A 22,004-nucleotide genomic window follows, 5' to 3' on the forward strand; every position below is an offset into this window, starting at 1 on the left:
CCGTTGTTGGAGAGGATGATGTCGACGAGGTTCTTGCCGATGTCGTGGACGTCGCCGCGGACGGTGGCGAGGACGATGGTGCCCTTGCCCTCGGCATCCGACCTCTCCATGTGCGGTTCCAGGTAGGCGACCGCCGTCTTCATGACCTCGGCGGACTGCAGCACGAACGGCAGCTGCATCTGGCCGGAGCCGAACAGCTCGCCGACGGTCTTCATGCCGTCGAGGAGCACGTCGTTGACGATCTCCAGCGCCGGCCGCTCGGCCAGCGCCTCGTCGAGGTCGGCCTCCAGGCCGTTCTTCTCGCCGTCGACGATCCGCCGCTTGAGGCGCTCGTCGAGCGGCAGCGCGAGGAGCTCCTCCGCCTTCCCGGCCTTGAGGGACTTCGCCGTCGCGCCCTCGAACAGCTCCAGGAGCCGCTGCAGCGGGTCGTAGCCCTCCCGCCGCCGGTCGTAGATCAGGTCGAGCGCGACCTCGACCTGCTCCGGCTCCAGGCGGGCGATCGGGAGGATCTTCGACGCGTGCACGATCGCCGAGTCGAGACCGGCCTTCACGCACTCGTCGAGGAAGACCGAGTTCAGCACGATCCGGGCCGCCGGGTTCAGACCGAACGAGATGTTCGACAGGCCCAGGGTCGTCTGGACGTCCGGGTGGCGGCGCTTGAGCTCGCGGATCGCCTCGATCGTGGCGATGCCGTCGCCCCGCGACTCCTCCTGGCCCGTGCAGATGGTGAAGGTGAGGGTGTCGATCAGGATGTCCGACTCCCTGATCCCCCACCTCTCCGTGAGGTCGGCGATGAGCCGCTCGGCGATCGCGACCTTCGCCTCGACCGTCCTCGCCTGGCCCTCCTCGTCGATCGTCAGCGCCATCAGCGCCGCGCCGTGCTCCTTGGCGAGGGCTGTGACCTGCGCGAACCGCGACTCGGGTCCGTCGCCGTCCTCGTAGTTCACCGAGTTGACGACGGCCCGGCCGCCCAGCTCCTCCAGGCCGGCCCGCAGCACCCCCACCTCGGTCGAGTCGAGGACGATGGGGAGGGTGGAGGCGGTCGCGAAGCGGCCCGCCAGCTCCGCCATGTCCGCGGCGCCGTCCCGGCCCACGTAGTCGACGCAGAGGTCGAGCATGTGGGCGCCCTCGCGGATCTGGTCGCGGGCCATCTCCACGCAGTCGTCCCAGCGGCCTTCGATCATGGCCTCGCGGAACTTCTTCGAGCCGTTGGCGTTGGTCCGCTCGCCGATCGCCAGGTACGAGGTGTCCTGCCGGAACGGCACATGGCTGTACAGGGACGACGCGCCGGGCTCGGCGACCGGGTTCCGGTCGAGGACGGCCGCGCCCCGCACCCGCTCCACGATCTCCCGCAGGTGCTCGGGGGTCGTGCCGCAGCAGCCGCCGACCAGGGCGGGGCCGTACTCCCGTACGAACTGCTCCTGTGCGTCGGCCAGTTCGGCCGGCGACAGCGGGTAGTGGGCACCTTCCGCGGTCAGCACCGGCAGGCCCGCGTTCGGCATGACCGAGATCGGGATGCGGGCGTGCCGCGACAGATGACGGAGGTGCTCGGCCATCTCCACCGGGCCCGTCGCGCAGTTCAGGCCGATCATGTCGATGCCGAGGGGCTCCAGGGCCGTGAGCGCGGCCCCGATCTCCGAGCCGAGCAGCATCGTGCCGGTCGTCTCCACCGTGACCTGCACGATCACCGGCAGGTCCACACCGACCCAGTCCAGGGCCCGGCGGGCGCCGATGACGGCCGCCTTCGTCTGGAGCAGGTCCTGCGAGGTCTCGATGAGCAGGGCGTCCGCGCCGCCCCGGATCAGGCCCTCGGCGTTCTGCTGGAAGGCCTCGCGGAGGGGCTCGTACGTGACGTGGCCCAGGGTCGGCAGCTTCGTACCGGGCCCCATGGAGCCGAGGACCCAGCGGGGGCGGCCGTCGGCGGCCGTGTGGGCGTCGGCGGAGGCGCGGGCGATCCGGGCGCCGGCCTCGGACAGCTCGTACACCCGGTCCTCGATGCCGTACTCGGCGAGCGCGGCCAGGTTCGCCCCGAAGGTGTTGGTCTCGACGCAGTCCACACCGACCGAGAAATACGCGTCGTGGACGGAGGCGACGATGTCGGGGCGCGTGAGGTTGAGGATCTCGTTGCAGCCCTCCAGGTTCCGGAAGTCGTCCATCGTCGGGTCGGCGGCCTGGAGCATGGTGCCCATCGCCCCGTCGGCGACGACGACCCGCGTCGCGAACTCCTCCCTGAGCGACCGCCGGGCTTCGCTCATGACAGCCCCCTCAGATGGGTGACCAGGGTGGCCGTGCAGCCCACCCCGTACGTCGTCCTGATGCGGTCCAGGAGGGACTCCCGGTGCAGCCGGTACTCCTGCGTCCCCACGTAGTCGAGGACGGTCGCCGCGACGGCGCAGCCCAGCTGCGCCGCACACCGCTCCGGCACGCCCCACAGCCAGCCGGCGAGGAAGCCGGACCGGAAGGCGTCGCCGACGCCGGTCGGGTCGACGACGGCGGGGACCTCGACGGCCGGCACGGCCAGCGGGTCCCGGCCCTCGCCGCGGATCCGGACGCCGGCCTCGCCGTGGGTGGTGACCCAGGTGTCGACGCGGCGCAGGACCTCCGCCTCGGTCCAGCCGGACTTCTCCAGGAGGAGGGCCGTCTCGTACTCGTTGGTGAACAGGAACCGGGCCCCGTCCACCAGCTCCCGCACCTGCTCCCCGTCGAGCCGCGCCAGCTGCTGCGACGGATCGGCGGCGAAGGGGATCCCCAGGTCACGGCAGGTGCGGGTGTGCCGGAGCATGGCCTCGGGGTCGTCCGGGGAGACCAGGACCAGTTCCAGTCGGCCGGTGCGGGCGACGACCTCGCGGAGGTCGATCTCCCGCGCCTCGGCCATCGCCCCGGCGTAGAAGGTGGCGATCTGGTTCTGGGCCCGGTCGGTGGTACAGACGAAGCGGGCGGTGTGGAGCGACTCGCTGACGCGCACCGAGTCGGTGTCCACACCGTGGTCCTTCAGCCAGACCCGGTACGGCTCGAAGTCGGCGCCGACCGCACCCACGAGGGCCGGCCTCAGGCCGAGGACACCGAGTCCGAAGGCGATGTTCGCTGCCACTCCGCCGCGCCTGACCTCCAGGTTGTCGGCGAGGAACGACAGGGAGACCCGGTCGAGCCGGTCGGCGAGCAGCTGCTCGCTGAACCAGCCGGGGAAGGTCATCAGATGGTCGGTCGCGATGGATCCCGTGACAGCGATACGCATCTCCCTCAGACCCCTTCCCTTTTTCGCGCCTCCGGAGCGCTCGAGTCGGCGTCGACGGTCGACCGTGCTCGGTCGCTCTCCCTTTCGACGCCGCCGCGCTCCTGCGGCGCGTGCGCTGCCGTCTTCAGGGCCTCCACGCGGTCCGTGCGCTCCCAGGTGAACTCGGGGAGCTCGCGGCCGAAGTGGCCGTACGCCGCGGTCGCCGCGTAGATCGGCCGCTTGAGGTCCAGGTCGCGGATGATCGCCGCCGGGCGCAGGTCGAAGACCTCGCTGACGGCCTCCTGGATCCGCTCGTCCGGGAGGGTCCCGGTGCCGAAGGTCTCCACGAAGAGGCCGACGGGCTCGGCCTTGCCGATGGCGTACGCGACCTGCACCTCGCAGCGCTTCGCCAGGCCGGCCGCGACGACGTTCTTCGCGACCCAGCGCATGGCGTACGCGGCCGAGCGGTCCACCTTCGACGGGTCCTTGCCGGAGAAGGCGCCGCCGCCGTGTCGGGCCATCCCGCCGTACGTGTCGATGATGATCTTCCGGCCGGTGAGTCCGGCGTCGCCCATCGGGCCGCCGACCTCGAAGCGCCCGGTCGGGTTGACCAGGAGCCGGTAGCCGTCGGACTCCAGGCTGACGCCCTCCTCGACGAGCTGCTTGAGGACGTGCTCGACGACGTACTCGCGGACGTCCGGGGTGAGCAGGCCGTCGACGGAGATGTCGGCCGCGTGCTGCGAGGAGACGACGACCGTGTCGAGGCGGACCGGGCGGTCCCCGTCGTACTCGATGGTGACCTGCGTCTTGCCGTCCGGGCGCAGGTACGGCACGGTGCCGTCCTTGCGGACCTCGGTGAGCCGCCGCGACAGGCGGTGGGCGAGCGCGATCGGCAGCGGCATCAGCTCGGCCGTGTCGTCGCAGGCGTAGCCGAACATCAGGCCCTGGTCGCCGGCGCCCTGGGACGCGAGCTCGTCGTCCGCGCCTTCCACCCGGGCCTCGTGGGCGGTGTCGACGCCCTGCGCGATGTCCGGGGACTGCGCGCCGATGGACACCGACACGCCGCAGGAGGCGCCGTCGAAGCCCTTCGCGGAGGAGTCGTAGCCGATGTCGAGGACGGCGTCGCGCACGAGCTGGGCTATCGGCGCGTACGCGGAGGTGGTGACCTCACCGGCGATGTGGACCTGACCGGTGGTGATCAGGGTCTCCACGGCGACCCGGGAGTGGGGGTCCTCGGCGAGCAGCGCGTCGAGGACGGTGTCGCTGATCCGGTCGGCGATCTTGTCGGGGTGGCCCTCGGTCACGGACTCCGAGGTGAAGAGGCGGCGGCTCATGCCTGGACCTCCGCCGGGGTCTTGAAGAAGTGCTGCTGGATGGCGGCGAGGGTGCGGATGGAGTCGACCTCCAGGGTCTCCATCTGGATGGCGGTGCCGCTCTCCTGCTCCAGGAGGAAGACGAACTCGACGAAGGACAGCGAGTCGATGAGCCGGTTCTCGATCAGGTCGAGGTCGGTGGCGATGTCGTCGCGCTCGGGGTGACGCTCGAGGATCCAGTTCTTCACCGTCTGCAGGCCGTCGGCCATGGTTGCTCTCCTTGTTAGCTACTGCTCGATTGAGGTGCTGGATACGGAAGGGGTGGGGGCGATGATCGGGGCGGCCACGGCCACCGCGTAGTCCACGTCGTGGCTGATGGACACGGTGATCTCGGTGATCCCGGACTCGGCGGCCATCTCGGCCGCGGGCCCGTGCAGCTCCACGAGCGGCCAGCCGCCCTCGGAGCGCCGCACGACGATGTCCGGCCACGGCAGGAACCTGCCTCGGACCCGTAAGGTCTTGAACGCCGCTTCCTTCGCCGCGATCCGCCCGCACAGGCTCAGGACGTCGAGCCCGGAGGAGGTGCGGCAGTCGGCGAGCTCGCCGGGAGTGAGCATCCGCTCGAAGAACCGCTCCCCGTACTGGGCGAGGAGCCTGCGGACACGGTTGACGGACACGATGTCCATGCCGAGGTTCGCCCACCCCAGGCCGCCCGCCGGCGGGGCGGCGGGACGGGCCGGCACGTCAGATCACCGGCCCGTCCGCGCCACTCGCACCGGCGTCGAGGACGGCCCGCTCGGCGGCTTCCCAGCTGCCGTGGCGCCGGGTCAGCGCGGACAGCCAGCGCTCAAGGCCGAAGGCGACGCAGCTGGTGAAGGCCGGTCCGCCGGTCGAGGCCAGGGTGATGTCGCAGCGCTCGCCGAAGAAGTTCCGGTGCGTGTTGACCGAGGCGATCGCCAGGTCCTCGTACAGGAACTCGTACTTCACCGGGGTGAGCCGCTGGAGGACCGCCTTGGAGCTGCCCTTGTCGAAGAAGGGGTCGCAGGCGGCCTCCCGGCGCAGCGGCAGGTCGAGCGCCTTCGCGAAGGACTGGATGCGGGTGGTGAACTCGGCGAGGTGGTTCTCGGCGTGCTCACGGGCGCCGATGGCGACGATCTCCCGCATGCGGAAGCCGAGTTGGCGTCGCATGCCCTCGTAGTGCGTCTCCTTGCGGAAGCACCAGGAGCAGATCGTGACGAGGGTGTCGTCGGCGACCTGGGTGCCCTGGTGGGTCAGGTAGACGGCGTAGCAGGAGGCCGAGGGCAGTCCGAGCGCGGCGGGTTCGAGTGCGTCGCTCGGAAAGCGGCCGGCGGTGGCGTCGAAGGGCGTGGTCGCGCGGCGCTCCAGGTCGAGCGGGGCGGCGACGACGGCCTGGTGGGGGAAGTTGTCGTAGTAGTCGAGCTTGGCCAGGTCGGCGGCCGGGAGGAGCGGGGGCATGGTCATGGGGCGGGCGCCCGCGGCCACCCCCCAGCCCTCGAAGGTGTCGTCGAGGAGCCGCAGCAGGCGGGTCCCCTCCGGGCCGAGCGAGGGCAGGCCCGTGGCGGACCCGACGCCTTTCTCGGGGGTCGTCAAGGTCATGGTCGGTGCACCTCTCGGGTGAGGGTGTCGCTCAGAGGACGGGCAGGGTGTCGTCGGTGAAGATGCCGGTCTTCAGGAAGAAGGAGAGCGGCTTGCGGATCGCCTTGCGCTCGTGGGCGCGGCGCGACTCGTCGGCGATGAGCGCGTTGCGCAGGCCGAGCGGGTCGGCGATGCCGGCGTCCTTGTACACGTGGGGGTTGTAGAGCGAGTTGATGCTGTAGACGACGTACCGCTTGAGGTACGCCTCGACCTCGCGGACCCGCTCGGCGCTCACGGCCTGGCACATCCGCTGGTACAGCAGGGAGACCAGCTCGCGCCCGAAGGCGATGTGGCGGGACTCGTCCTGGTGGTGGATGCGGTTGACCTCGCGGATGGTGTGGCAGAGGGAGTCGTCCTTCGCCATCCGGGAGTTGTAGTGGTCGACGAGCTCCTCGAAGAAGAGGATGCGGGTGAAGACGAGGAAGTTCTCGACCTCGGGCTCCCAGGCGGCGTCGGCGCGCATGGCGGTGGAGCCGTAGATCTTGTGGCCGTAGCGCCGGCAGAACTCGGAGAAGAACCACATGTGTTCGTTCTCCTCGCCGATGAAGTGGTGGAAGAAGTCCGAGGGGACCTCGAAGCCGGGCATGTGGATGCGGCCGACGACCTCGATGAGGAGTTCGCGGATGCCGTGCACATTGAGGCTGTAGAAGTTGACGGACTCCCACTTCGACAGGCGCTGAAGCGTTTCCTCACCGAGGGTGTCGTAGTGCTCGGTGCCGTAGACGGTGAGCAGCTCCGGCGTCATCCAGAAGCGGTTCTCCTCCAGCGTCTCGGGCCACTGGAAGGTCTGGTACGGGTTGTAGTAGTCCTCGACCGAGCGCTCGCTGAGGCGGCTGAGGACTTCCATGAACCGGTCGGTGACGGGCAGGGGGGCGGCTACGCCCATGATCTCGCTCCTCGCGACGTGGGGTTACGGGCGGACTTCGTAGACCGCGTTGACCGGGGTCTCGGTGGCGCGCCGCCAGCGGGTGAAGCCGGCCTCCTCGGCGATGGCGCGGAAGGCCTTCTCGCCGGAGTGGTTGCCGAGGGCGTGCGGGCCGCGCTGCGCGACCGCGACGGGCAGGCACATCACGGCGGACAGGGCCATGAACATGCGGGCGGCGGGGGTCTGGGTGTCGATGTCCTGCGGGGAGACGTTGGACTCGACGAGCATCCAGGTGCCGTCCGCGTCGAGCGACTTGTGGACGTGCTGGGCGGCGGCGACGGGGTCGCCCATGTCGTGCAGGGCGTTGAAGAAGCACACCAGGTCGTAGCCGGAGCCGGGGTAGTCGTCGGCGGAGGCGACCTCGAAGACGACGCGGTCGGAGAGTCCGGCCTCCTCGGCGAGCTCCCGCGCGATGGAGATGGCCTCCTCGGAGTAGTCGAAGCCGTGGACGGTGGCGTTCGGGAAGGCCTTCGCGATGAGGAGGGTGGTGTGGCCGACGCCGCAGCCGACGTCGGCGACGGTGCCGCCGTCGCTCAGCTTGTCGGTGACCTGGTGGAGGGCGGGCAGCCAGTCCGGGACGAGCTTGTGCTCGTAGGTGGGCTGGAAGAAGGAGCCCATGCCGGTGTCGAGTGCCGCGTCGTGCTCGGCCCAGCCGACGCCGTCGCCGGTGCGGTACGCCTCGACGAGCAGGTCCTCGGTGGCGTACAGCGCCTTGAGGGCGGTGAAGAACCCGGCGGCGTAGGTGACGGCCTTCGGGTCGGCGAGGACCTCGACGTGGTCGGCGGGGAGGGTGTACGTGAGGGAGCTGGGGTGCCGCTCGACGTACCCGGCGGAGAGCTGGGCGTGCAGCCACTCCTCGATGTAGCGCGTGTTCGTGCCGGTCTTCTCGGCCAGCTGCTCGGAGGTGAGCGGGCCGTGCTCGGCGAGGGCCTTGTAGAGGCCGAGGCGCTCGCCGAGGGCGACGGTCAGGCCGCGGACGGCCGCGCCGGCGTCGGTGATGACCCTCTGGTGGAAGTCGTGGGCGCTCATGCGGCCTTCTCCTCCTCGGACGTCGGCAGGTCACACGTGAACAGGAAGGAGCGGGGGACGCGCGGGACGAAGCGCGGCGGGACCGGGTAGGGCCAGCGGTCGAAGTGGGCGCCCTCCTCACCGGGCTGCTTGACCTCGCGTACGGCCCAGCCGCAGTCGGCGAGCAGCGCCTCGGGCTCCTCGGTGCCGAAGAGCCACGGGTTGCCGTCCTCCTTGAGCGCGCTCATGAAGGTGCGGGCCAGCGGGTTCTCCAGGGCGGCCCTGGAGATGACGTCGCCGAGCAGCACGGAGCCGGGCGCGGCGTGCGCGGAGAGCGTGGAGATGAGGGTCCGCACGGCCTGCTCGGGCAGGAAGAACAGCAGGCCCTCGACGATCCACAGGACCGGCTCCTCGCTCTTCCAGCCGGCCTCCTTCAGGGCGCCGGTCCAGTCCTCGGTGAGGTCGACCGGGATCGGTATCCGGGTGCGGCCGGCGGGCTGCGGCTCGTCCTTGAGCATCTCGGCCTTGGCCTCCAGGAGGGCCGGGCGGTCGAGCTCGTAGACGGTGACGCCGTCGGGCCAGGGCAGCCGGAAGAAGCGGGTGTCCATGCCGGCGGCGAGGAAGACGACCTGCCGGATGCCGCGCTCCTCCACCGCCTTCACGATGGCCCGGTCGAGGTAGGTGGTGCGGATGGCGAGGAACGGCACGATGCCGCCCCCGTCGTAGCGCGCGAGCAGTTCGAAGCCGATCTCGTCGGCGACGGTGCGCGCGTAGGGATCGGCGAACAGCCGGTCCTCGCGCTCGGTCTCCAGGGCGCGCGCGGCGGCGGTCCACTGGGCGGTGCGGGATACGGCCTCCACAGGAGGTCCCCCCTTCGGTCGGTTTCGGGAATTACGGACGGCCGTGTTCAGGGGCCCGACGAAGGAACGGTTCGTCAGGCGCTCATGGCCGGGACACAGGTCTTGGCCGGTCGCACACAGGCGACGGGGTCCTCGGCCGCGGGCATCGACGACAGATGGCCGGCCTCGGTGTCGGCGGGGCGCCGGCGGAAGATGCTGTGCAGGATCATGCTGAACACGGCCGTCCCGTCGGGGGCCACGAGCGTGCACCGCGGCTTGACGGTGCCGGTGGCGGAGTTGAACGGCGACGGGGTGGAGCCGAGGATCTCGACGCGGGCGGTGAGGACGTCGCCCGGGCGGACGGGCCGCAGGTAGCGGACCTCGTCGATGCCGGGCGAGCCCATACAGGCGCTGTAGGCGAGCAGTCCGTCGACGTAGCGCCGCATGAACATCGACTGGGTGTGGAACCCGCTGGCGATCAGACCGCCGAACATCGAGTCCTGCGCGAGCTCGGGGTCCGTGTGGAAGGGCTGCGGATCGAAGCGCCTGCCGAACTCCAGCACCTCCTCCGCCGTGACGGTGACGGTGCCCAGCTCGTGGATGTCGCCGGGCCGGAAGTCCTCGAAGTAGCGCATCGCGCGCCCCCCTTGACCTAGGAGTCAACGTTTCCTGGCATCACCCAATCTACGAATCGACCATTTATTTTGTCAACCCAAAAGAAGGGCCGGGAGGGCCCTTCATCACATCGCTTGCTCCATGTCGGACCAGAGGTCCTCCACGTCCTCTATGCCGACCGACATCCGGACGAGGCCGGGAGCTATCCCCGCCGCTGCCAGGGCTTCCGCGTCCAGCTCGCGGTGGGACGTGGACGCCGGATGCGCGACCAGCGTCTCCACGCCGCCGAGGGAGAGCGCGAGCTTCGCGAGCCGTACGCGTTCGATGAAGGCCCGGCCCGCGTCCCGTCCCCCGGCGAGCTCGAAGGAGAGCAGCCCGCCACCGCCGGCGAGGACCTTCCGGGCGGTGGCGTACGAGGGGTGGTCCGGGCGCCAGGGGTAGTGGACGGCCGTGACGCCGGCGCGGGCCGTGAGCAGCTCGGCGAGGGCGGCGGCGTTGGCGCAGTGCTCGCGCATCCGCAGGGGCAGCGTGGGGATCCCGCGCAGGGTGAGCCAGGCGGCGAACGGGTCTGCGCAGGCCCCGAGTTCGACCGTGCGGGGCCACACCCGGCGGCGCAGCCCGTCGTCCGCGAAGACGGCGGCGCCGCCGAGGACGTCGGAGTGGCCGGAGAGGTACTTGGTGGTGGAGTGCACGACGATGTCGGCGCCGAGCTCCAGGGGGCGGCACAGGACGGGCGAGGCGAGCGAGTTGTCGACGACGCTCGTCACACCGAGGGCGCGGGCGGCGGCGAGCAGGCCGGGGAGGTCCGGGACCTGGCCGGTGGGGTTGGCGATCGTCTCCAGGACGAGGAGCCGGGTGGCGGGGTGCACGGCGGCGGCCTCGAACTCGGCCGGGTCGTCGCCGGATATCCGTACGACCTCGATCCCGTACCGCTCGGCCAGGTCGGACAGGACGGCGTGCGTCCCGCCGTACAGGCAGCGCTGGGCGACGACCCGGTCGCCGGGCTTGAGGAGGGCGAGGAGGACGCCGCTGATGGCGCCCATGCCGGAGGCGAAGGCGATGGCGGCCGCGCCGCCCTCCAGGCCGGCGAGGGTCTGCTCCAGGGCGCGGACGGTCGGGTTGCCGCGGCGGCTGTAGACGTACCGGCCGTCGGGGTCGGCCATGGCGTCGGCGAGCTCGGCGGCGGAGTCGAAGGCGAAGGCGGAGGACTGCACGAGGGGCACGGAGAGCGGCCAGCTCCCGGACGGGAAGGGCTCGTTGAAGAGGTGCACGGCGCGGGTGTTGAGTTCCACGGGATTCCCTTCTGAGGACGGAAAAGGGGCCGCCCGACGTCCGGTGGTACGGACATCGGGCGGCCCCTCCGGCTGTCGGTTCAGGCGGCGACCTTCTCGCCCTGCGGGGCGGGGGCGGCGGCCTCGGCCTCGACCGCCTTGTCGCCCTTCATGACGAGGAGGGTGACGACACCGCCGACGGCGGCGACGATCGCGGCGCCGATGAAGGCGGACGAGAAGCCTTCGGTCAGCTTCGGGAGGTTGCCGAGCTGGTCGGCGCCCTGGGACATGGCGACGGCGGTGAGCGCGGCGAGGCCGAGCGCGGAGCCGACGTTGTAGGTGGTGTTGACGATGCCGGAGGCGAGACCGGCCTGCTCCTGCGGGGCGTTGGCCATCGCGCTCATCATCGTCGGGATGTAGGCGAGGGACATGCCGAGCGCGGCGACCAGCGAGGCCGGCAGGACGTCGACCAGGAAGGTGCCGGTGGGCTCGACGGCGGAGAGCCAGACCAGGCCGGCCGCGAGGACCAGCAGACCGCCGGCGATGAGCGGCTTGGCGCCGACCTTCATCATGAGCCGGGCCGTGATGGCCGTCATGAAGATCATGAGGAGCACGGTCATCGGGAGCAGCGCGGCACCGGACTCGAAGGCGCCGTAGCCCAGGACCTGCTGGAGGTACAGGTTGAGGAAGTACCACATCGGGATCCACGCGGCGCCGAGCAGCGTCATCGCCAGGTTGGCCGAGCCGAGGCGCGGGACCCGCCAGACGGAGAGCGGCATGAGCGGCTCGCGGATGCTCTTCTGGATGACGAAGAAGAGGATCAGGAGGACGGCGGCGCCGGCGAGCTCCAGGATGGTGGCGGTGGCGCCCCAGCCGACCTCGGGGGCACGGACGACGGCGAAGACGGCGAGCGCGAGACCGGCGGTGACGGCGACGGCGCCGAGGATGTCGACGGAGCCGCGGCGGGACTCGACGTCCGGGAGGAGCTTGGTCGCGGCGAGGGTCGCGAGGCCGATCGGGATGTAGATGATGAAGACCCACTGCCAGCTCACCCACTCGGTGAAGACACCACCGAGGAAGACGCCCGCGGTGCCGCCGGCGGGGGCCGCGGCGCCGTAGAGCGCCATCGCCTTGCCGAGCTCCTTCGGGTCGTGCATGAAGAGCATCATGAGCAGGGTCATGGCGGAGGGCGCGATGAGCGCACCGCCGACGCCCTGGACGGCGCGGCCGACGATCTCGACCCAGGCGGTCTGCGCGGCGGCGGCCACGACCGAACCGGCGATCATGACGGCCCAGCCGGAGACGAAGATCCTGCGGGCTCCGACGAGGTCGGAGAGGCGTCCGCCGAGGAGCAGCAGACCGCCGAAGACGATCACGTAGGCGTTGAAGATCCACTGGAGCTCGCTCTGCGAGAAGCCCAGGTCCTTCTGCATCTCGGGGAGCGCGACTCCGATGATCGAGGTGTCCATGATGACCATGAACTGTGCGGCGGCGAGCACGACAAGTGCCCACCAGCGCCGGGGGTTGACGGTTGACATTGCCCTGACCCTTCACTCGCTGCTGCATACCCCTAGGGGGTACTCGTGCGGAGCACCGTAGCATACCCATGGGGGGTATGTAAGGGTGAGATGAGGGCGCGTGGGAAGCACTCCCTCCGCACCCCCGGCCGGGCAGAATGCCCCCATGACCGCCGAGGAAGAGCCGCAGCAGGGGCCGACCGCCGACGAAGACCAGCCCCAGGAAGGACCCGCCCGCGGGCCGGCCTTCGACGAGGAACGGGCCCGGGACCTGCTCCGCCGCTGGAACGCCACCCTGCTCGCCGCCCGCGCCGGCCGGGAGGGCCCCGACCCCGCCCCGTACGGCCGGAACCTGCTGGCCCGCTGGGCCGAACCGCAGCGCCGCTACCACACGGTCGACCACCTGCAGGCGGTCCTGGACCGCATCGACGAGCTCGCCGACCAGGGCGGGGAGGGCGGCGAGCTGGAGCTCGTACGGCTCGCGGCCTGGTTCCACGACGCCGTCTACCGCCCGGACCGCTCCGAGAACGAGGAACGCTCCGCGGCCCTGGCCGAAAAGGCCCTCACCGAGGCGGGCCTCACCGCGCACGAGGTGGCCGAGGTGGCCCGCCTGGTCCGCCTCACCACCACGCACGACCCGGCCGCGGGCGACCTCAACGGCGAAACCCTCTGCGACGCCGACCTGGCGATCCTGGCCACCGCCCCGGATACGTACGGGGGGTATGCGGCCGCCGTCCGCGAGGAGTACGCCTTCGTCCCGGAACCGGCCTTCCGCCAGGGCCGCGCCACCGTCCTGCGCCAGCTCCTTAACCTTCCCCGCCTCTTCCGCACGCCCTACGGGGCGGCGGCCTGGGAGGCACGGGCCCGCGAGAACCTGGAACGGGAACTGGCGGAGCTGACGGCCGGCCCGTGAGTCTCACATCCCGAGAAATCCACCGCTCACGGAATGACAGGCACAAACCATAGGTTGACGCATGTCATGCCGTCTTCCTCAGCCGAGCACACCGCGCCCACGACCGACCCGACACCCCCCACCCGTATGCCACTGGCCGTCTACATCCTCGGCCTGTCGGTCTTCGCGCTCGGCACGAGCGAGTTCATGCTGTCCGGACTGCTGCCGCCCATCGCGGAGGACATGGGCGTCTCCATCCCCCGCGCCGGACTGCTCATCTCCGCGTTCGCCATCGGGATGGTCGTCGGCGCGCCGCTGCTCGCGGTGGCGACGCTGCGGCTGCCCCGCAAGACCACCCTGGTCGCCCTCATCACGGTCTTCGGGCTCGGGCAGATCGCGGGTGCGCTGGCGCCGAACTACGCCGTCCTCTTCGCCTCGCGGGTGGTGAGCGCGCTCGCCTGCGCCGGGTTCTGGGCGGTCGGCGCGGCCGTCGCCATCGCGATGGTCCCCGTCGGCTCCCGCGCCAAGGCGATGGCCGTCATGATCGGCGGACTCTCCATCGCCAACGTCCTCGGCGTCCCGGCCGGCGCGTTCCTCGGCGAGCACCTCGGCTGGCGCTCGGCGTTCTGGGCGGTCGGCGCGGCCTCCGCGATCGCGCTGGCCGGCGTGGTCACCCGCATCCCGCACATCCCGCTCCCCGAGACCAAGCCCCGCCTCAAGCGGGAACTCGCCATCTACCGCGACCGGCAGGTCCTCCTCTCCGTCACGATCACCGCGCTCGCGGCGGGCGGCGTCTTCTGCGCCTTCTCCTACCTCGCCCCGCTCCTCACCGATGTCTCCGGCCTCGACGAGAGCTGGGTCTCCGCGGTCCTCGGGCTCTTCGGCATCGGCGCGCTGGTCGGTACGACCATCGGCGGGCGTGTCGCGGACGCGCACCTGTTCGGGGTGCTGCTCAGCGGCATCGCGGCGTCGACCGTCTTCCTGATCGCCCTCGCCGTCCTGGCCCCCAACCCCGCCGCGACGGTCGTCCTGACCTTCCTCCTCGGCGTCTCGGCCTTCTACACCGCCCCCGCCCTCAACGCCCGCATGTTCAACGTCGCCGGCGCCGCCCCCACCCTCGCGGGCGCCACCACCACCGCCGCCTTCAACCTCGGCAACACCGGCGGCCCCTGGCTCGGCGGCACCGTCATCGACGCCGGCCTCGGCTACGCCTCCACCGCCTGGGCGGGCGCCGCGATGACGGCCCTGGGCCTGACGACGGCGGCCCTGGCCCTCAAGCTCCACAAGTCCACTTCGCGCGTGGTCACTTCGGGCACCCCGCAGCCGAAGGAACAGCCGGCCGAAGCGCCCTGCTGAGGAGCGACGGAAACCGGGTGCGGGCCGGACTCCGCGGCGCCTAGGGTGGCGCGATGACGGCGCGAATGATCATTCTCAACGGCGGGTCCAGCTCGGGGAAGTCCGGGATCGTACGGTGCCTGCAGGCCGTCCTGCCGGAGCCCTGGCTGGCGTTCGGGGTCGACTCGTTCGTCGACGCCCTGCCCGCGAAGATGCAGGACTCCGACGACGGGATCGTGTTCGACGCGGACGGCGGAGTCGGCGTCGGAGCCGGATTCCGGAAGCTCGAAGCCGCCTGGGCCGGGGGGCTCGTGGCCATGGCCCGGTCCGGCGCCCGCATCGTCGTGGACGACGTCTTCCTCGGCGGGGCCGCGTCCCAGGAGCGCTGGCGCCAGGCCCTCGGCGACCTGCCCGTGCTCTGGGTCGGCGTCCGGTGCGAGAGCGCGGTCGCCGAGGGGCGGGAGATCGCCCGCGGCGACCGGCCCACGGGGATGGCCGCACAGCAGGCGCGGATCGTGCACGAGGGCGTCGCGTACGACCTGGAGGTCGACACGACGCACACCGAGTCCCTGGAGTGCGCCCGCGCCATCGCGGCCAAGCTGGGCTGACGCGGGCGCGGCCGGCGCTCACGCGGAGGTGAGGTCCTGAACCAGTCTCGTCATCAGCGGGGACGGCTCCACCTCCAACTCCTGCCGAAGTAACCGCTGGTAGTCCTTGTAGCGCTTCACCGCGCAGGCCGTGTTGCCCTCCGCGATGTGGATCTCGATGAGGATGCGGTGTGCCGTCTCCCTGATCGGGTCGATCTGGGTGGCCGTCAGCGCCGTCTGCAGCGCCGCCAGGTACTCGCCGTCCCGCCGCAGCCGCCGCGCCAGCCCCTCCAGGGCGTGCAGCCGCAGCTGGTCCCAGCGCTCCCGCTCCAGGACGAGCCACTCGTCCGGCCATTGCGGCAACAGCTCCTCCCCGAACGCGGCCGCGAGCTCTTCGGGATCCCCGGGCGGCCGGCGGTCGCCTATCGCGTCCTGGGCCCGGCAGCGGGCGCGGTGCAGATCCACGTCCACCACCGGTGCGAGCCGCAGCCTTCGGTCCACGCACTCCACCGTCGCCAGCGGACCCGCCCGCCGCCCGTGACACAGGGCGGTCCTGAGGTTCGCCGAAGCCCGGGCCGGGCTGCAGTCGGGCCAGAGCCGCTCGGCTGCCGCACCCCGGTAGACGCCGGCCGTATGCACGGCGAGAAGCGCCAACAGGCGCTGTGCGCCCGAGGGGAGAGGGATGCGGCATCCGGCGTAAGAGAGCTCGAAGGCCCCGAGCAGTTCGAGGTATACGCCGTTCGATGACACATCCTCACTGTGCAACCGGCCGGTGGATCACGCATCCGCGCATCCGCACGCCGGCGGCCCCGCCGTACGCGTCCGCCACGCCGCGCCACCCGACCGGCGAATTTTTCCGAACGCGGTCCGGCCCGCCGTCCCACCGGGTCTGACCGGCTGCCAAACGCCCCCTCGAACGCTCCGGCAACGCACCGGAAACGCCCGGCGGACGCCGCTTGCACATTCCGGGTGACGAACCGCCGACAACGGCCTTCCACAGTCGGACGCAGATGCTTTTCCGCCCACGGTGCCCCCGGGCACGGAAGGCAGGACCGAGATGAAGCCTCGGGCAGTCCTGGGAGAACTCCGCCCACGGCCGGACGCGCCGTACGGCGACCCCCGCGTGTGCGTCGCACTGCTCGACGGCCCCGTGGACCTGTCCCACCCCTGCTTCGCCGGCGCGGACCTCACACGCCTCGTCACGCTGGTCGGGGAGCCCGCGGGCCCAGGACCGATGTCACTGCACGGCACGCACGTGGCCAGCCTCCTCTTCGGGATGCCCGGCTCCCCCGTGACCGGGATCGCGCCGCGCTGCCGCGGCCTGATCCTCCCCGTCTTCCGCGACGGCGGAGACGGCCGGGTCCCCCAGATGGACCTGGCCCGTGCCATCGAGCGCGCCGTCGAGGAAGGCGCGCACGTCATCAACATCAGCGGCGGCGAACGCACCGACACCGGCCAGGCCGACGCCCTCCTCGAACGGGCCCTGCGGCTCTGCGAGGACGAGGGCGTGCTGGTCGTGTCCGCCGCCGGGAACGACGGGGCCGACACCCTCCAGGTCCCGGCCGCCGTCCCCTCCGTCCTGGCCGTCGGCGCCGCCGCGGCCGACGGCTCCCCACTCGACATCAGCAACTGGGGCGGCGCCTACCGGACCCACGGGATCCTCGCCCCCGGGCAGGACATCGAGGGCGCCGCCCCCGGCGGCGGCCTCGCCTCCCTGACGGGGAGCAGCTTCGCCACCCCGCTCGTGGCCGGTACGGCCGCCCTGCTCGTCGCGGCCCAGCTGGCCGGCGGCGGGGCCGCCGACCCGAGGGCCGCCGGTCAGGCGCTGCTCTCGACCGCCACCGCACCCGCCGACTGCGCCGACCCGGACGCCCCGGCCTGCCGCCGCGGGCTCGGCGGCAGCCTGGACGCCGTCCGGGCTCTCGCCCTCGCCACCACGAAAGAGGAGACAGCCGTGACCACTCCCGCAGCCGCCCCCACGCCGTCCGAGGCCCCGGCGCCGAACGTCGCCCCGGCCGGGCACGAGACCCCCGCGCCGTACGGGACACCCGCGAAGCCCGCGCCGTACGGGACGCCCGTCGCACCCGCTCAGCCCGCGCCTCCCGTACCGGCGGCCCCGCCCGTACCGGCGGGCGTCGCTGCCGACGGTGGCGCGCCTCCCCCGCCCCCGGTTCCGCCGGCGCCGCCCGCGGCGGCACCGGTCCAGGCACCCGCCCCGGCCCTCGCGCCCCCGGTCCCCGCCGTCGCCGCAGCCGCCGCGCCGGCCGCAACCGCCGCACCGACCCCCGCTGCGCCCCCAGTTCACGCCCCCCACGCCACCACAAGCGCCGGAGTGCGCCCCGCCTGTGGCTGCGGCGGCGACCCGGCGGCGTGCAGCTGCGGCGGCAGCGGCGGTGCGTCCCCGCGACAGTTGATCTACGCCATCGGCACCATCGGCTTCGACTACGCGACCGAGGCGCGCCGGGACAGCTTCCGGCAGCAGATGCCGTACGTACCCGCCACCGTCGACGGCGAGGACGTCGAGCAGGAGCCCGATCCGTACAACCCGAACCAGCTCCGCACCTACCTCATGGACGCGCCGTGGGCCTGCTCCAAGCTCACCTGGACCCTCGTCATGGACGGCGCCACCGTGTACGCGCTGGAGGCCGAGCCGTCCGTCGCCATGGACTGGAGCGTCCCGCTCGCCCTCCCCGAAGAGGTCCACCGTGAGCGCAGGACGGCCGCGCAGCTCACCACAGAGCAGAACAAGCCCTTCTCCGAGCTGGTCGCGGCGCTGACCAGTCCGCCGGTGTCGACCGTCTACCGCGTGTTCCGCGACGCCATCGCCGGCCAGGCCATCAACGTCGAGAAGCAGCCGAAGCTGGCAGACGGCTTCATCTCCCGCGTCTCCGTCCCCGGCGTCCTCACGAACCGCACCACCCGCCTGTACTCCGGCCAGATCGTGCCGGTCGTCGAGGTGAAGAGCCGCGGTCTGTACACCTGGTACGAGGAGGCGCTCATCAACGCCGTCGTCGAGAAGATCGAGAAGGAAGCCGCCCAGCAGAAGGTCAAGGTCCGCAACGAGGGCGAGTTGCGTCTGACGATCCGCTCGTTCCTCGACAAGATCTACTACCAGTTCCGGAACCTCGGACAGACCTCCGCCGACCGCGCGCTCAACTTCATGGGCACCAACGCCTACTCGTTCAGCAAGCAGATCGCGGAGGGCCTGCTCTCCGCCAGCAAGGTGCCGGGATCCAGCAAGAACCTTTACTCGCTCGACACGATCTCGGTCACCAAGAGCCCCTACTGCAGGCTCGGTTCGGACTGCCAGGACGTGACCGTGACCTTCTACGACCCCGAGGACGAACGCAGGTCCCGGCTCTCGTACCAGTTCACCGTCGACGTGAGCGACGAGCTGCCGGTCACGCTCGCCCCGGTCCACACCTTCCTCGGCTCCTACTGAGTCAGCCCCCTGAGAGGAGACCTCGCCATGGACACCCGGAACACACGACACGTCCGCCCGGGAGCCATGCCGCTCCTGGCCCGTCCGGTCCGCCGCGACGACCAGCAGGACGGTGCCCGGGACACCCGTACCGGCGTCGGGGCCGCTCTGTCCTCCTGCGCCACCATGACCGGTCCGGCCAGGCAGATGTGCTACGCGCAGTACGGCGCGAGCACCTGACCGGAAACTCCGTGGAAAGGACAGCCTGATGTTCGACGAAACCCACGAGAACGACACCGGCACCCCCCGCCAATCCGCCCCAGGACAGCTCCGGCTCCAGCTCCCCCACCAGTCCGCACCCGTCGAACGCGGACGCAGGCCCCAGGGGTACGACGCCAACGGCGCCGCCGCCAGCTGGCTCGGCGGGAACCTGAACTGGCCGATCGGCATCCTCCCCGATCCCCTCCTCCCGTTCTGAGCATCCGGCTCCGAAGGAAAGCCGGGCAGTGGAAAGGACACCCTGATGTTCGACGAGACCCACGAGAACGACACCGGCACCCCCCGCCGGTCCGCGCCGGGACAGCTCCGGCTCCAGCTCCCCCAGCAGTCCGCACCCGTCGAGCGCGGACGCAGGCCCGAGGGATACGACGCCACCCACGGCGGCGCCACGGCCAACGGCATCTTCAACACGCTCGGCGGCCTGATCGAGAACATCCTCCCGTTCTGACGGCAGAGGGCCCGAGGAACGGCAGGCTACTGAAAGGAGACCCTGATGTTCGACGAGACCTTTGAGAGGAGCGCCGGCGACACCCCCCGCCGGTCCGCACCCGGGCAGCTCCGACTGCAACTCCCCCAGCAGTCCGCACCCGTCGAACGCGGACGCAGGCCCGAGGGATACGACGCCACCCACGGCGGCGCCACGGCCAACGGGCTCCTGGGCATCCTGGGCCAGTCCCTGGACGACCTGTTCCCGTTCTGAGTCACCTACCTCAGCGGAGGAAGCGCCATGCGACTCGATCTGCCGATACAGAGACCGGCGGTGGACCGGCGTGAGCACTACCTGCCGTTCCGCATCAAGGTCGTGGCCCATCCTCCGGGCGAACCGTCCTTCCTGGTGCACAGGCAGCTGGGCGGCGGGTACGGCTCCGTGCCCGGCGACCCCGCCCAGCTGGTGCACGGGTACGGGCGCGGCTGGCAGTGCGCGCCCGTGACGGGCTGCCGCTGGACGGGCGTCCTCTGAACCGTGAGGAAAGAGAATAGGAAAGGGGGCGGGCGGCCCACGCGGCAGCCCGCCCCCGCGAGGGAAGGAACCGGGACCATGGCGAATCTGCGGACGGCCATCTCCTGGTCGAACGACAAGACGTACCTCTTCTACGACAATGACAGATACGACCGGTACGACTCCGTGACCGGCATCCGCGAGGACTCGGGACTCGGCATCGACCGGTGGGAGGGGCTCCCCCGCTCGCCCGACGCCTTCGTCTGGTGGGGAGCGGGCAAGGCGTTCGCCTTCACGGGCGGCGACTATCTGCGGTACGACGACCCCACCGACCGGGTCGATCCCGGTTATCCGCTCCCCGTCGGCCCCGCCTGGGCCGGGCTGCCCACCGGCTCGGGCGGCGGCCCCGACTGGCGTACCGGCATCGACGCCGCCGTGAACTGGGGGAACGGCAAGCTGTACCTCTTCAAGGGTGACTCGTACGTGCGGTACGACATCACCGCCGACCGGGTCGACCCCGGCTACCCCGTCAAGATCGCGGACCGCTGGTCCGGGGTCTTCCCGGTGAACCTCGATGCCGTCGCCTACCCGGGCGGCCGGTATGCGTACTTCTTCCGCGGCGGGCAGTACAGGCGCTTCGACGTGGACGCGGACGCGGTGGATGCGAGCGGCCCCCTCGACGGCACCTTCCAGCTCGCGCCCACCCCCTCCGGGGCCGTCGCCCCTGCCCGACTACTCACCCTCACCCAGGCGAACCGGCTGATGGCCGACCTGATCCGACGCGGCACGCTCACCCTGAAAAGCCCGACGTTCGTGGACGGTCCGGCCGGGATCGTGTCGCCGACGCCGGCCCAGCGGGTCGTGGTGAGCCCGCCGTCGTTCGGCGGCATCCGCTACACGAACCAGATCGCTCCGACGGCCACGGTCATCGACAACCTCGACCAGCGCATGCTGATCGCGCTGTACCGCCTCACCCGCTGGATCAACTCCTCGGCGCCGGACATCGCCGAGCTTCTCCACCTGGGCATCGGGCACGGCGGGCCGAACCCGAACGACTGCCACAACCGAGGCCGCGCGCTCGATCTGTCCGGAGTCACGGGGGAGTTGAACGGAACCGCGTTCACCCGCTCGGTGAAGAAGGACTGGGGCAACCTCCCGCGCCCGCCCGGCGTCAAGGTCCGCATCGACCCCACCACGGACCCCCTCGGGTACGGGCTCTTCACGACCGCCTTCCGATTCGCCACCTTCGAGTGCGAGGCGACGGCGATCGGCCCTGCCAACAAGTGGCCCATGCCGGATCTCGGCGGCACCGGCTTCGTGATCTACCCGGACTACGCCCCGGACGCCCCCGAGGGCTCCGAGAACGCCGAGCTCCGCGACCAGCACCAGAACCACATCCACATGCAGATCGGCGTCACCGTCGTCCCATGAGGCCGACGGGTCAGGAAACCGGCCTCCCCTTCGGCCGTCTCAGGCCCGCCTTCGTCAGGTGGCGGAGGAGTTCCTTCGAGCCGACCTCGATCGCGCCCGCCGCGACCGCGTCCGCGTACCGGTCGGACGGGATGTCGTAGTGGTCCCGCTCGAAGGCGCGCGGCGGGGCGCCTATCGACGCGGCGAAGGCGTGCAGCTCCTCGAAGGAGACGTCGCTGACCAGGTGCGACCACATGCGGCCATGGCCCGGCCAGGTCGGCGGGTCGATGTAGAGGCTCACGCCGGCGCTCCCGTCACGTCAGGCCGCCCACCGGGGCCACCACCACGCCCTGCTTGCCGCAGACCCAGTGCGGGTCGGGGCCGAGCTCCGGCTCGACGTCGAGGGCGTGCGGGTCGCCCGAGGCGCAGACCGGGCAGAGCGGCCAGCGTCCGTACCGTTCGAGGAGGGCGTCCTGCACGTCCTGGGCGACGAGCCCGGCGACGTACGACACCCCCTCGGGCCACTGCTCGACCCACCAGCGCCGGTGGGTCACCGCGTCCTCCACCATCGAGACGACCTCTGCGGCGGCCACCTGCCGGGCCACCAGGTCGGCCAGAACCAGCGCGCGGGCGGCGTGCAGCGCCTGCTCCACGGGGTCGATGTCGTCCATGGACTCATTGTCACCCGTGCGGGGGAAAGGACGAAGGTCCCCTCCGGATCCGGGAACGACGAGGCCCCACGGGGTCTTGTCCCCCCGCCCCCGCCGAAAGTATCTTTCACG

The 22,004-nt window shown here is 71.4% G+C and carries 25 protein-coding genes; 10 read left to right on the plus strand and 15 right to left on the minus strand.

What is annotated here, in order from left to right; genetic code table 11:
• The 12 genes from ABT041_RS06650 to ABT041_RS06705 form a co-directional block, all read right to left on the minus strand.
• Nucleotides 1–2,255 (minus strand): homocysteine S-methyltransferase family protein (locus tag ABT041_RS06650; protein WP_351180055.1); only part of this gene is annotated, 2,255 nt, incomplete at its 3' end.
• Nucleotides 2,252–3,235, minus strand: a complete 984-nt coding sequence (locus ABT041_RS06655) for a carbohydrate kinase family protein (RefSeq protein ID WP_351180058.1) — start codon at nucleotides 3,233–3,235, stop codon at nucleotides 2,252–2,254. The genes ABT041_RS06655 and ABT041_RS06650, both read right to left, overlap by 4 nt.
• 5 nt (nucleotides 3,236–3,240) lie before the next feature.
• Nucleotides 3,241–4,548 (minus strand): methionine adenosyltransferase, encoded by a 1,308-nt coding sequence (gene metK, locus ABT041_RS06660; RefSeq protein ID WP_351180061.1) that lies wholly within the window; start codon nucleotides 4,546–4,548, stop codon nucleotides 3,241–3,243.
• The gene (locus ABT041_RS06665; RefSeq protein ID WP_351180064.1) at nucleotides 4,545–4,796 is read right to left on the minus strand and encodes a phosphopantetheine-binding protein; all 252 of its coding nucleotides are present in this window, start codon (nucleotides 4,794–4,796) and stop codon (nucleotides 4,545–4,547) included. The genes metK and ABT041_RS06665 overlap by 4 nt, the downstream gene beginning before the upstream one ends.
• Nucleotides 4,797–4,814: 18 nt before the next feature.
• Nucleotides 4,815–5,270 carry a holo-ACP synthase gene (gene acpS / locus ABT041_RS06670; RefSeq protein ID WP_351180067.1) on the minus strand — a complete coding sequence of 152 codons (456 nt, stop codon included), beginning with the start codon at nucleotides 5,268–5,270 and terminating at the stop codon, nucleotides 4,815–4,817.
• A gap of 1 nt (nucleotide 5,271) precedes the next feature.
• A complete protein-coding gene (locus ABT041_RS06675) occupies nucleotides 5,272–6,144 on the minus strand; it encodes a class-II aminoacyl-tRNA synthetase family protein (protein WP_351180070.1) in 873 nt (290 codons plus the stop codon).
• A gap of 31 nt (nucleotides 6,145–6,175) precedes the next feature.
• Nucleotides 6,176–7,069 carry a diiron oxygenase gene (locus ABT041_RS06680; protein WP_351180073.1) on the minus strand — a complete coding sequence of 298 codons (894 nt, stop codon included), beginning with the start codon at nucleotides 7,067–7,069 and terminating at the stop codon, nucleotides 6,176–6,178.
• 24 nt (nucleotides 7,070–7,093) lie between these two features.
• On the minus strand, nucleotides 7,094–8,137 hold the full coding sequence (locus ABT041_RS06685) for a class I SAM-dependent methyltransferase (protein ID WP_351180076.1): 1,044 nt from the start codon (nucleotides 8,135–8,137) through the stop codon (nucleotides 7,094–7,096).
• Nucleotides 8,134–8,976 carry a class I SAM-dependent methyltransferase gene (locus ABT041_RS06690; protein WP_351180079.1) on the minus strand — a complete coding sequence of 281 codons (843 nt, stop codon included), beginning with the start codon at nucleotides 8,974–8,976 and terminating at the stop codon, nucleotides 8,134–8,136. Before ABT041_RS06690 ends, ABT041_RS06685 begins: the two co-directional genes overlap by 4 nt.
• 74 nt (nucleotides 8,977–9,050) lie before the next feature.
• Nucleotides 9,051–9,590 (minus strand): MaoC family dehydratase, encoded by a 540-nt coding sequence (locus tag ABT041_RS06695; protein ID WP_351180082.1) that lies wholly within the window; start codon nucleotides 9,588–9,590, stop codon nucleotides 9,051–9,053.
• Nucleotides 9,591–9,695: 105 nt separating this feature from the next.
• Nucleotides 9,696–10,862 carry a trans-sulfuration enzyme family protein gene (locus ABT041_RS06700; RefSeq protein WP_351180085.1) on the minus strand — a complete coding sequence of 389 codons (1,167 nt, stop codon included), beginning with the start codon at nucleotides 10,860–10,862 and terminating at the stop codon, nucleotides 9,696–9,698.
• An 80-nt stretch (nucleotides 10,863–10,942) separates the two neighbouring features.
• The gene (locus tag ABT041_RS06705) at nucleotides 10,943–12,379 is read right to left on the minus strand and encodes an MFS transporter (protein ID WP_351180088.1); all 1,437 of its coding nucleotides are present in this window, start codon (nucleotides 12,377–12,379) and stop codon (nucleotides 10,943–10,945) included.
• Between the two features lie 145 nt (nucleotides 12,380–12,524).
• Here ABT041_RS06705 and ABT041_RS06710 point away from each other — a divergent pair, with 145 nt between their 5' ends.
• From ABT041_RS06710 to cpt, 3 genes are all read left to right on the plus strand, one after another.
• A complete protein-coding gene (locus tag ABT041_RS06710) occupies nucleotides 12,525–13,271 on the plus strand; it encodes an HD domain-containing protein (protein WP_351180091.1) in 747 nt (248 codons plus the stop codon).
• Nucleotides 13,272–13,397: 126 nt separating this feature from the next.
• Nucleotides 13,398–14,606: a Cmx/CmrA family chloramphenicol efflux MFS transporter gene (locus ABT041_RS06715; RefSeq protein ID WP_351181019.1), complete on the plus strand. Its 1,209-nt coding sequence runs from the start codon at nucleotides 13,398–13,400 to the stop codon at nucleotides 14,604–14,606.
• A 53-nt stretch (nucleotides 14,607–14,659) separates the two neighbouring features.
• The gene (gene cpt, locus ABT041_RS06720) at nucleotides 14,660–15,193 is read left to right on the plus strand and encodes a chloramphenicol phosphotransferase CPT (protein WP_351180094.1); all 534 of its coding nucleotides are present in this window, start codon (nucleotides 14,660–14,662) and stop codon (nucleotides 15,191–15,193) included.
• Nucleotides 15,194–15,211: 18 nt separating this feature from the next.
• Here cpt and ABT041_RS06725 read toward each other — a convergent pair whose 3' ends face one another.
• Nucleotides 15,212–15,673, minus strand: a complete 462-nt coding sequence (locus ABT041_RS06725; protein ID WP_351180097.1) for an AfsR/SARP family transcriptional regulator — start codon at nucleotides 15,671–15,673, stop codon at nucleotides 15,212–15,214.
• A 556-nt stretch (nucleotides 15,674–16,229) separates the two neighbouring features.
• Here ABT041_RS06725 and ABT041_RS06730 point away from each other — a divergent pair.
• From ABT041_RS06730 to ABT041_RS06760, 7 genes are all read left to right on the plus strand, one after another.
• Nucleotides 16,230–18,614 carry a cyanobactin maturation protease PatG family protein gene (locus ABT041_RS06730; RefSeq protein ID WP_351180100.1) on the plus strand — a complete coding sequence of 795 codons (2,385 nt, stop codon included), beginning with the start codon at nucleotides 16,230–16,232 and terminating at the stop codon, nucleotides 18,612–18,614.
• A gap of 27 nt (nucleotides 18,615–18,641) precedes the next feature.
• A complete protein-coding gene (locus ABT041_RS06735) occupies nucleotides 18,642–18,833 on the plus strand; it encodes a hypothetical protein (protein ID WP_351180103.1) in 192 nt (63 codons plus the stop codon).
• Between the two features lie 28 nt (nucleotides 18,834–18,861).
• On the plus strand, nucleotides 18,862–19,071 hold the full coding sequence (locus ABT041_RS06740) for a hypothetical protein (protein WP_351180106.1): 210 nt from the start codon (nucleotides 18,862–18,864) through the stop codon (nucleotides 19,069–19,071).
• 45 nt (nucleotides 19,072–19,116) lie between these two features.
• Nucleotides 19,117–19,320 carry a hypothetical protein gene (locus tag ABT041_RS06745; protein ID WP_351180109.1) on the plus strand — a complete coding sequence of 68 codons (204 nt, stop codon included), beginning with the start codon at nucleotides 19,117–19,119 and terminating at the stop codon, nucleotides 19,318–19,320.
• Nucleotides 19,321–19,365: 45 nt separating this feature from the next.
• Nucleotides 19,366–19,572, plus strand: coding sequence for a hypothetical protein (locus ABT041_RS06750; protein ID WP_351180112.1), 207 nt, complete (start codon nucleotides 19,366–19,368; stop codon nucleotides 19,570–19,572).
• Nucleotides 19,573–19,599: 27 nt separating this feature from the next.
• Nucleotides 19,600–19,833 (plus strand): hypothetical protein, encoded by a 234-nt coding sequence (locus tag ABT041_RS06755; RefSeq protein WP_351180115.1) that lies wholly within the window; start codon nucleotides 19,600–19,602, stop codon nucleotides 19,831–19,833.
• 78 nt (nucleotides 19,834–19,911) lie between these two features.
• On the plus strand, nucleotides 19,912–21,243 hold the full coding sequence (locus ABT041_RS06760; RefSeq protein WP_351180118.1) for a hemopexin repeat-containing protein: 1,332 nt from the start codon (nucleotides 19,912–19,914) through the stop codon (nucleotides 21,241–21,243).
• Nucleotides 21,244–21,253: 10 nt separating this feature from the next.
• Here the strand turns inward: ABT041_RS06760 and ABT041_RS06765 are convergent, their stop codons facing one another.
• Complete coding sequence (locus tag ABT041_RS06765) at nucleotides 21,254–21,523, minus strand: DUF4031 domain-containing protein (RefSeq protein ID WP_351180121.1); 270 nt, start codon at nucleotides 21,521–21,523, stop codon at nucleotides 21,254–21,256.
• Between the two features lie 13 nt (nucleotides 21,524–21,536).
• Entirely contained in the window at nucleotides 21,537–21,893 is a 357-nt protein-coding gene (locus ABT041_RS06770; RefSeq protein WP_351180124.1) for a DUF8819 family protein, read from the minus strand.
• Nucleotides 21,894–22,004: the final 111 nt, after the last annotated feature.

This window comes from Streptomyces sp. NPDC002825, from assembly GCF_040295385.1.
Taxonomy (GTDB): Bacteria; Actinomycetota; Actinomycetes; order Streptomycetales; family Streptomycetaceae; genus Streptomyces.

Coding starts and splice junctions, on each gene's coding strand:
- ABT041_RS06655 (WP_351180058.1), bottom strand. CDS start 3,235: ATGCGTATCGCTGTCACGGGATCCATCGCGACCGACCATCTGATGACC.
- metK (WP_351180061.1), bottom strand. CDS start 4,548: ATGAGCCGCCGCCTCTTCACCTCGGAGTCCGTGACCGAGGGCCACCCC.
- ABT041_RS06715 (WP_351181019.1), top strand. CDS start 13,398: ATGCCACTGGCCGTCTACATCCTCGGCCTGTCGGTCTTCGCGCTCGGC.
- ABT041_RS06740 (WP_351180106.1), top strand. CDS start 18,862: ATGTTCGACGAAACCCACGAGAACGACACCGGCACCCCCCGCCAATCC.
- ABT041_RS06735 (WP_351180103.1), top strand. CDS start 18,642: ATGGACACCCGGAACACACGACACGTCCGCCCGGGAGCCATGCCGCTC.
- ABT041_RS06695 (WP_351180082.1), bottom strand. CDS start 9,590: ATGCGCTACTTCGAGGACTTCCGGCCCGGCGACATCCACGAGCTGGGC.
- ABT041_RS06770 (WP_351180124.1), bottom strand. CDS start 21,893: ATGGACGACATCGACCCCGTGGAGCAGGCGCTGCACGCCGCCCGCGCG.
- ABT041_RS06755 (WP_351180115.1), top strand. CDS start 19,600: ATGCGACTCGATCTGCCGATACAGAGACCGGCGGTGGACCGGCGTGAG.
- cpt (WP_351180094.1), top strand. CDS start 14,660: ATGACGGCGCGAATGATCATTCTCAACGGCGGGTCCAGCTCGGGGAAG.
- ABT041_RS06760 (WP_351180118.1), top strand. CDS start 19,912: ATGGCGAATCTGCGGACGGCCATCTCCTGGTCGAACGACAAGACGTAC.
- ABT041_RS06730 (WP_351180100.1), top strand. CDS start 16,230: ATGAAGCCTCGGGCAGTCCTGGGAGAACTCCGCCCACGGCCGGACGCG.
- ABT041_RS06680 (WP_351180073.1), bottom strand. CDS start 7,069: ATGGGCGTAGCCGCCCCCCTGCCCGTCACCGACCGGTTCATGGAAGTC.
- ABT041_RS06685 (WP_351180076.1), bottom strand. CDS start 8,137: ATGAGCGCCCACGACTTCCACCAGAGGGTCATCACCGACGCCGGCGCG.
- ABT041_RS06675 (WP_351180070.1), bottom strand. CDS start 6,144: ATGACCTTGACGACCCCCGAGAAAGGCGTCGGGTCCGCCACGGGCCTG.
- ABT041_RS06705 (WP_351180088.1), bottom strand. CDS start 12,379: ATGTCAACCGTCAACCCCCGGCGCTGGTGGGCACTTGTCGTGCTCGCC.
- ABT041_RS06665 (WP_351180064.1), bottom strand. CDS start 4,796: ATGGCCGACGGCCTGCAGACGGTGAAGAACTGGATCCTCGAGCGTCAC.
- ABT041_RS06750 (WP_351180112.1), top strand. CDS start 19,366: ATGTTCGACGAGACCTTTGAGAGGAGCGCCGGCGACACCCCCCGCCGG.
- ABT041_RS06710 (WP_351180091.1), top strand. CDS start 12,525: ATGACCGCCGAGGAAGAGCCGCAGCAGGGGCCGACCGCCGACGAAGAC.
- ABT041_RS06745 (WP_351180109.1), top strand. CDS start 19,117: ATGTTCGACGAGACCCACGAGAACGACACCGGCACCCCCCGCCGGTCC.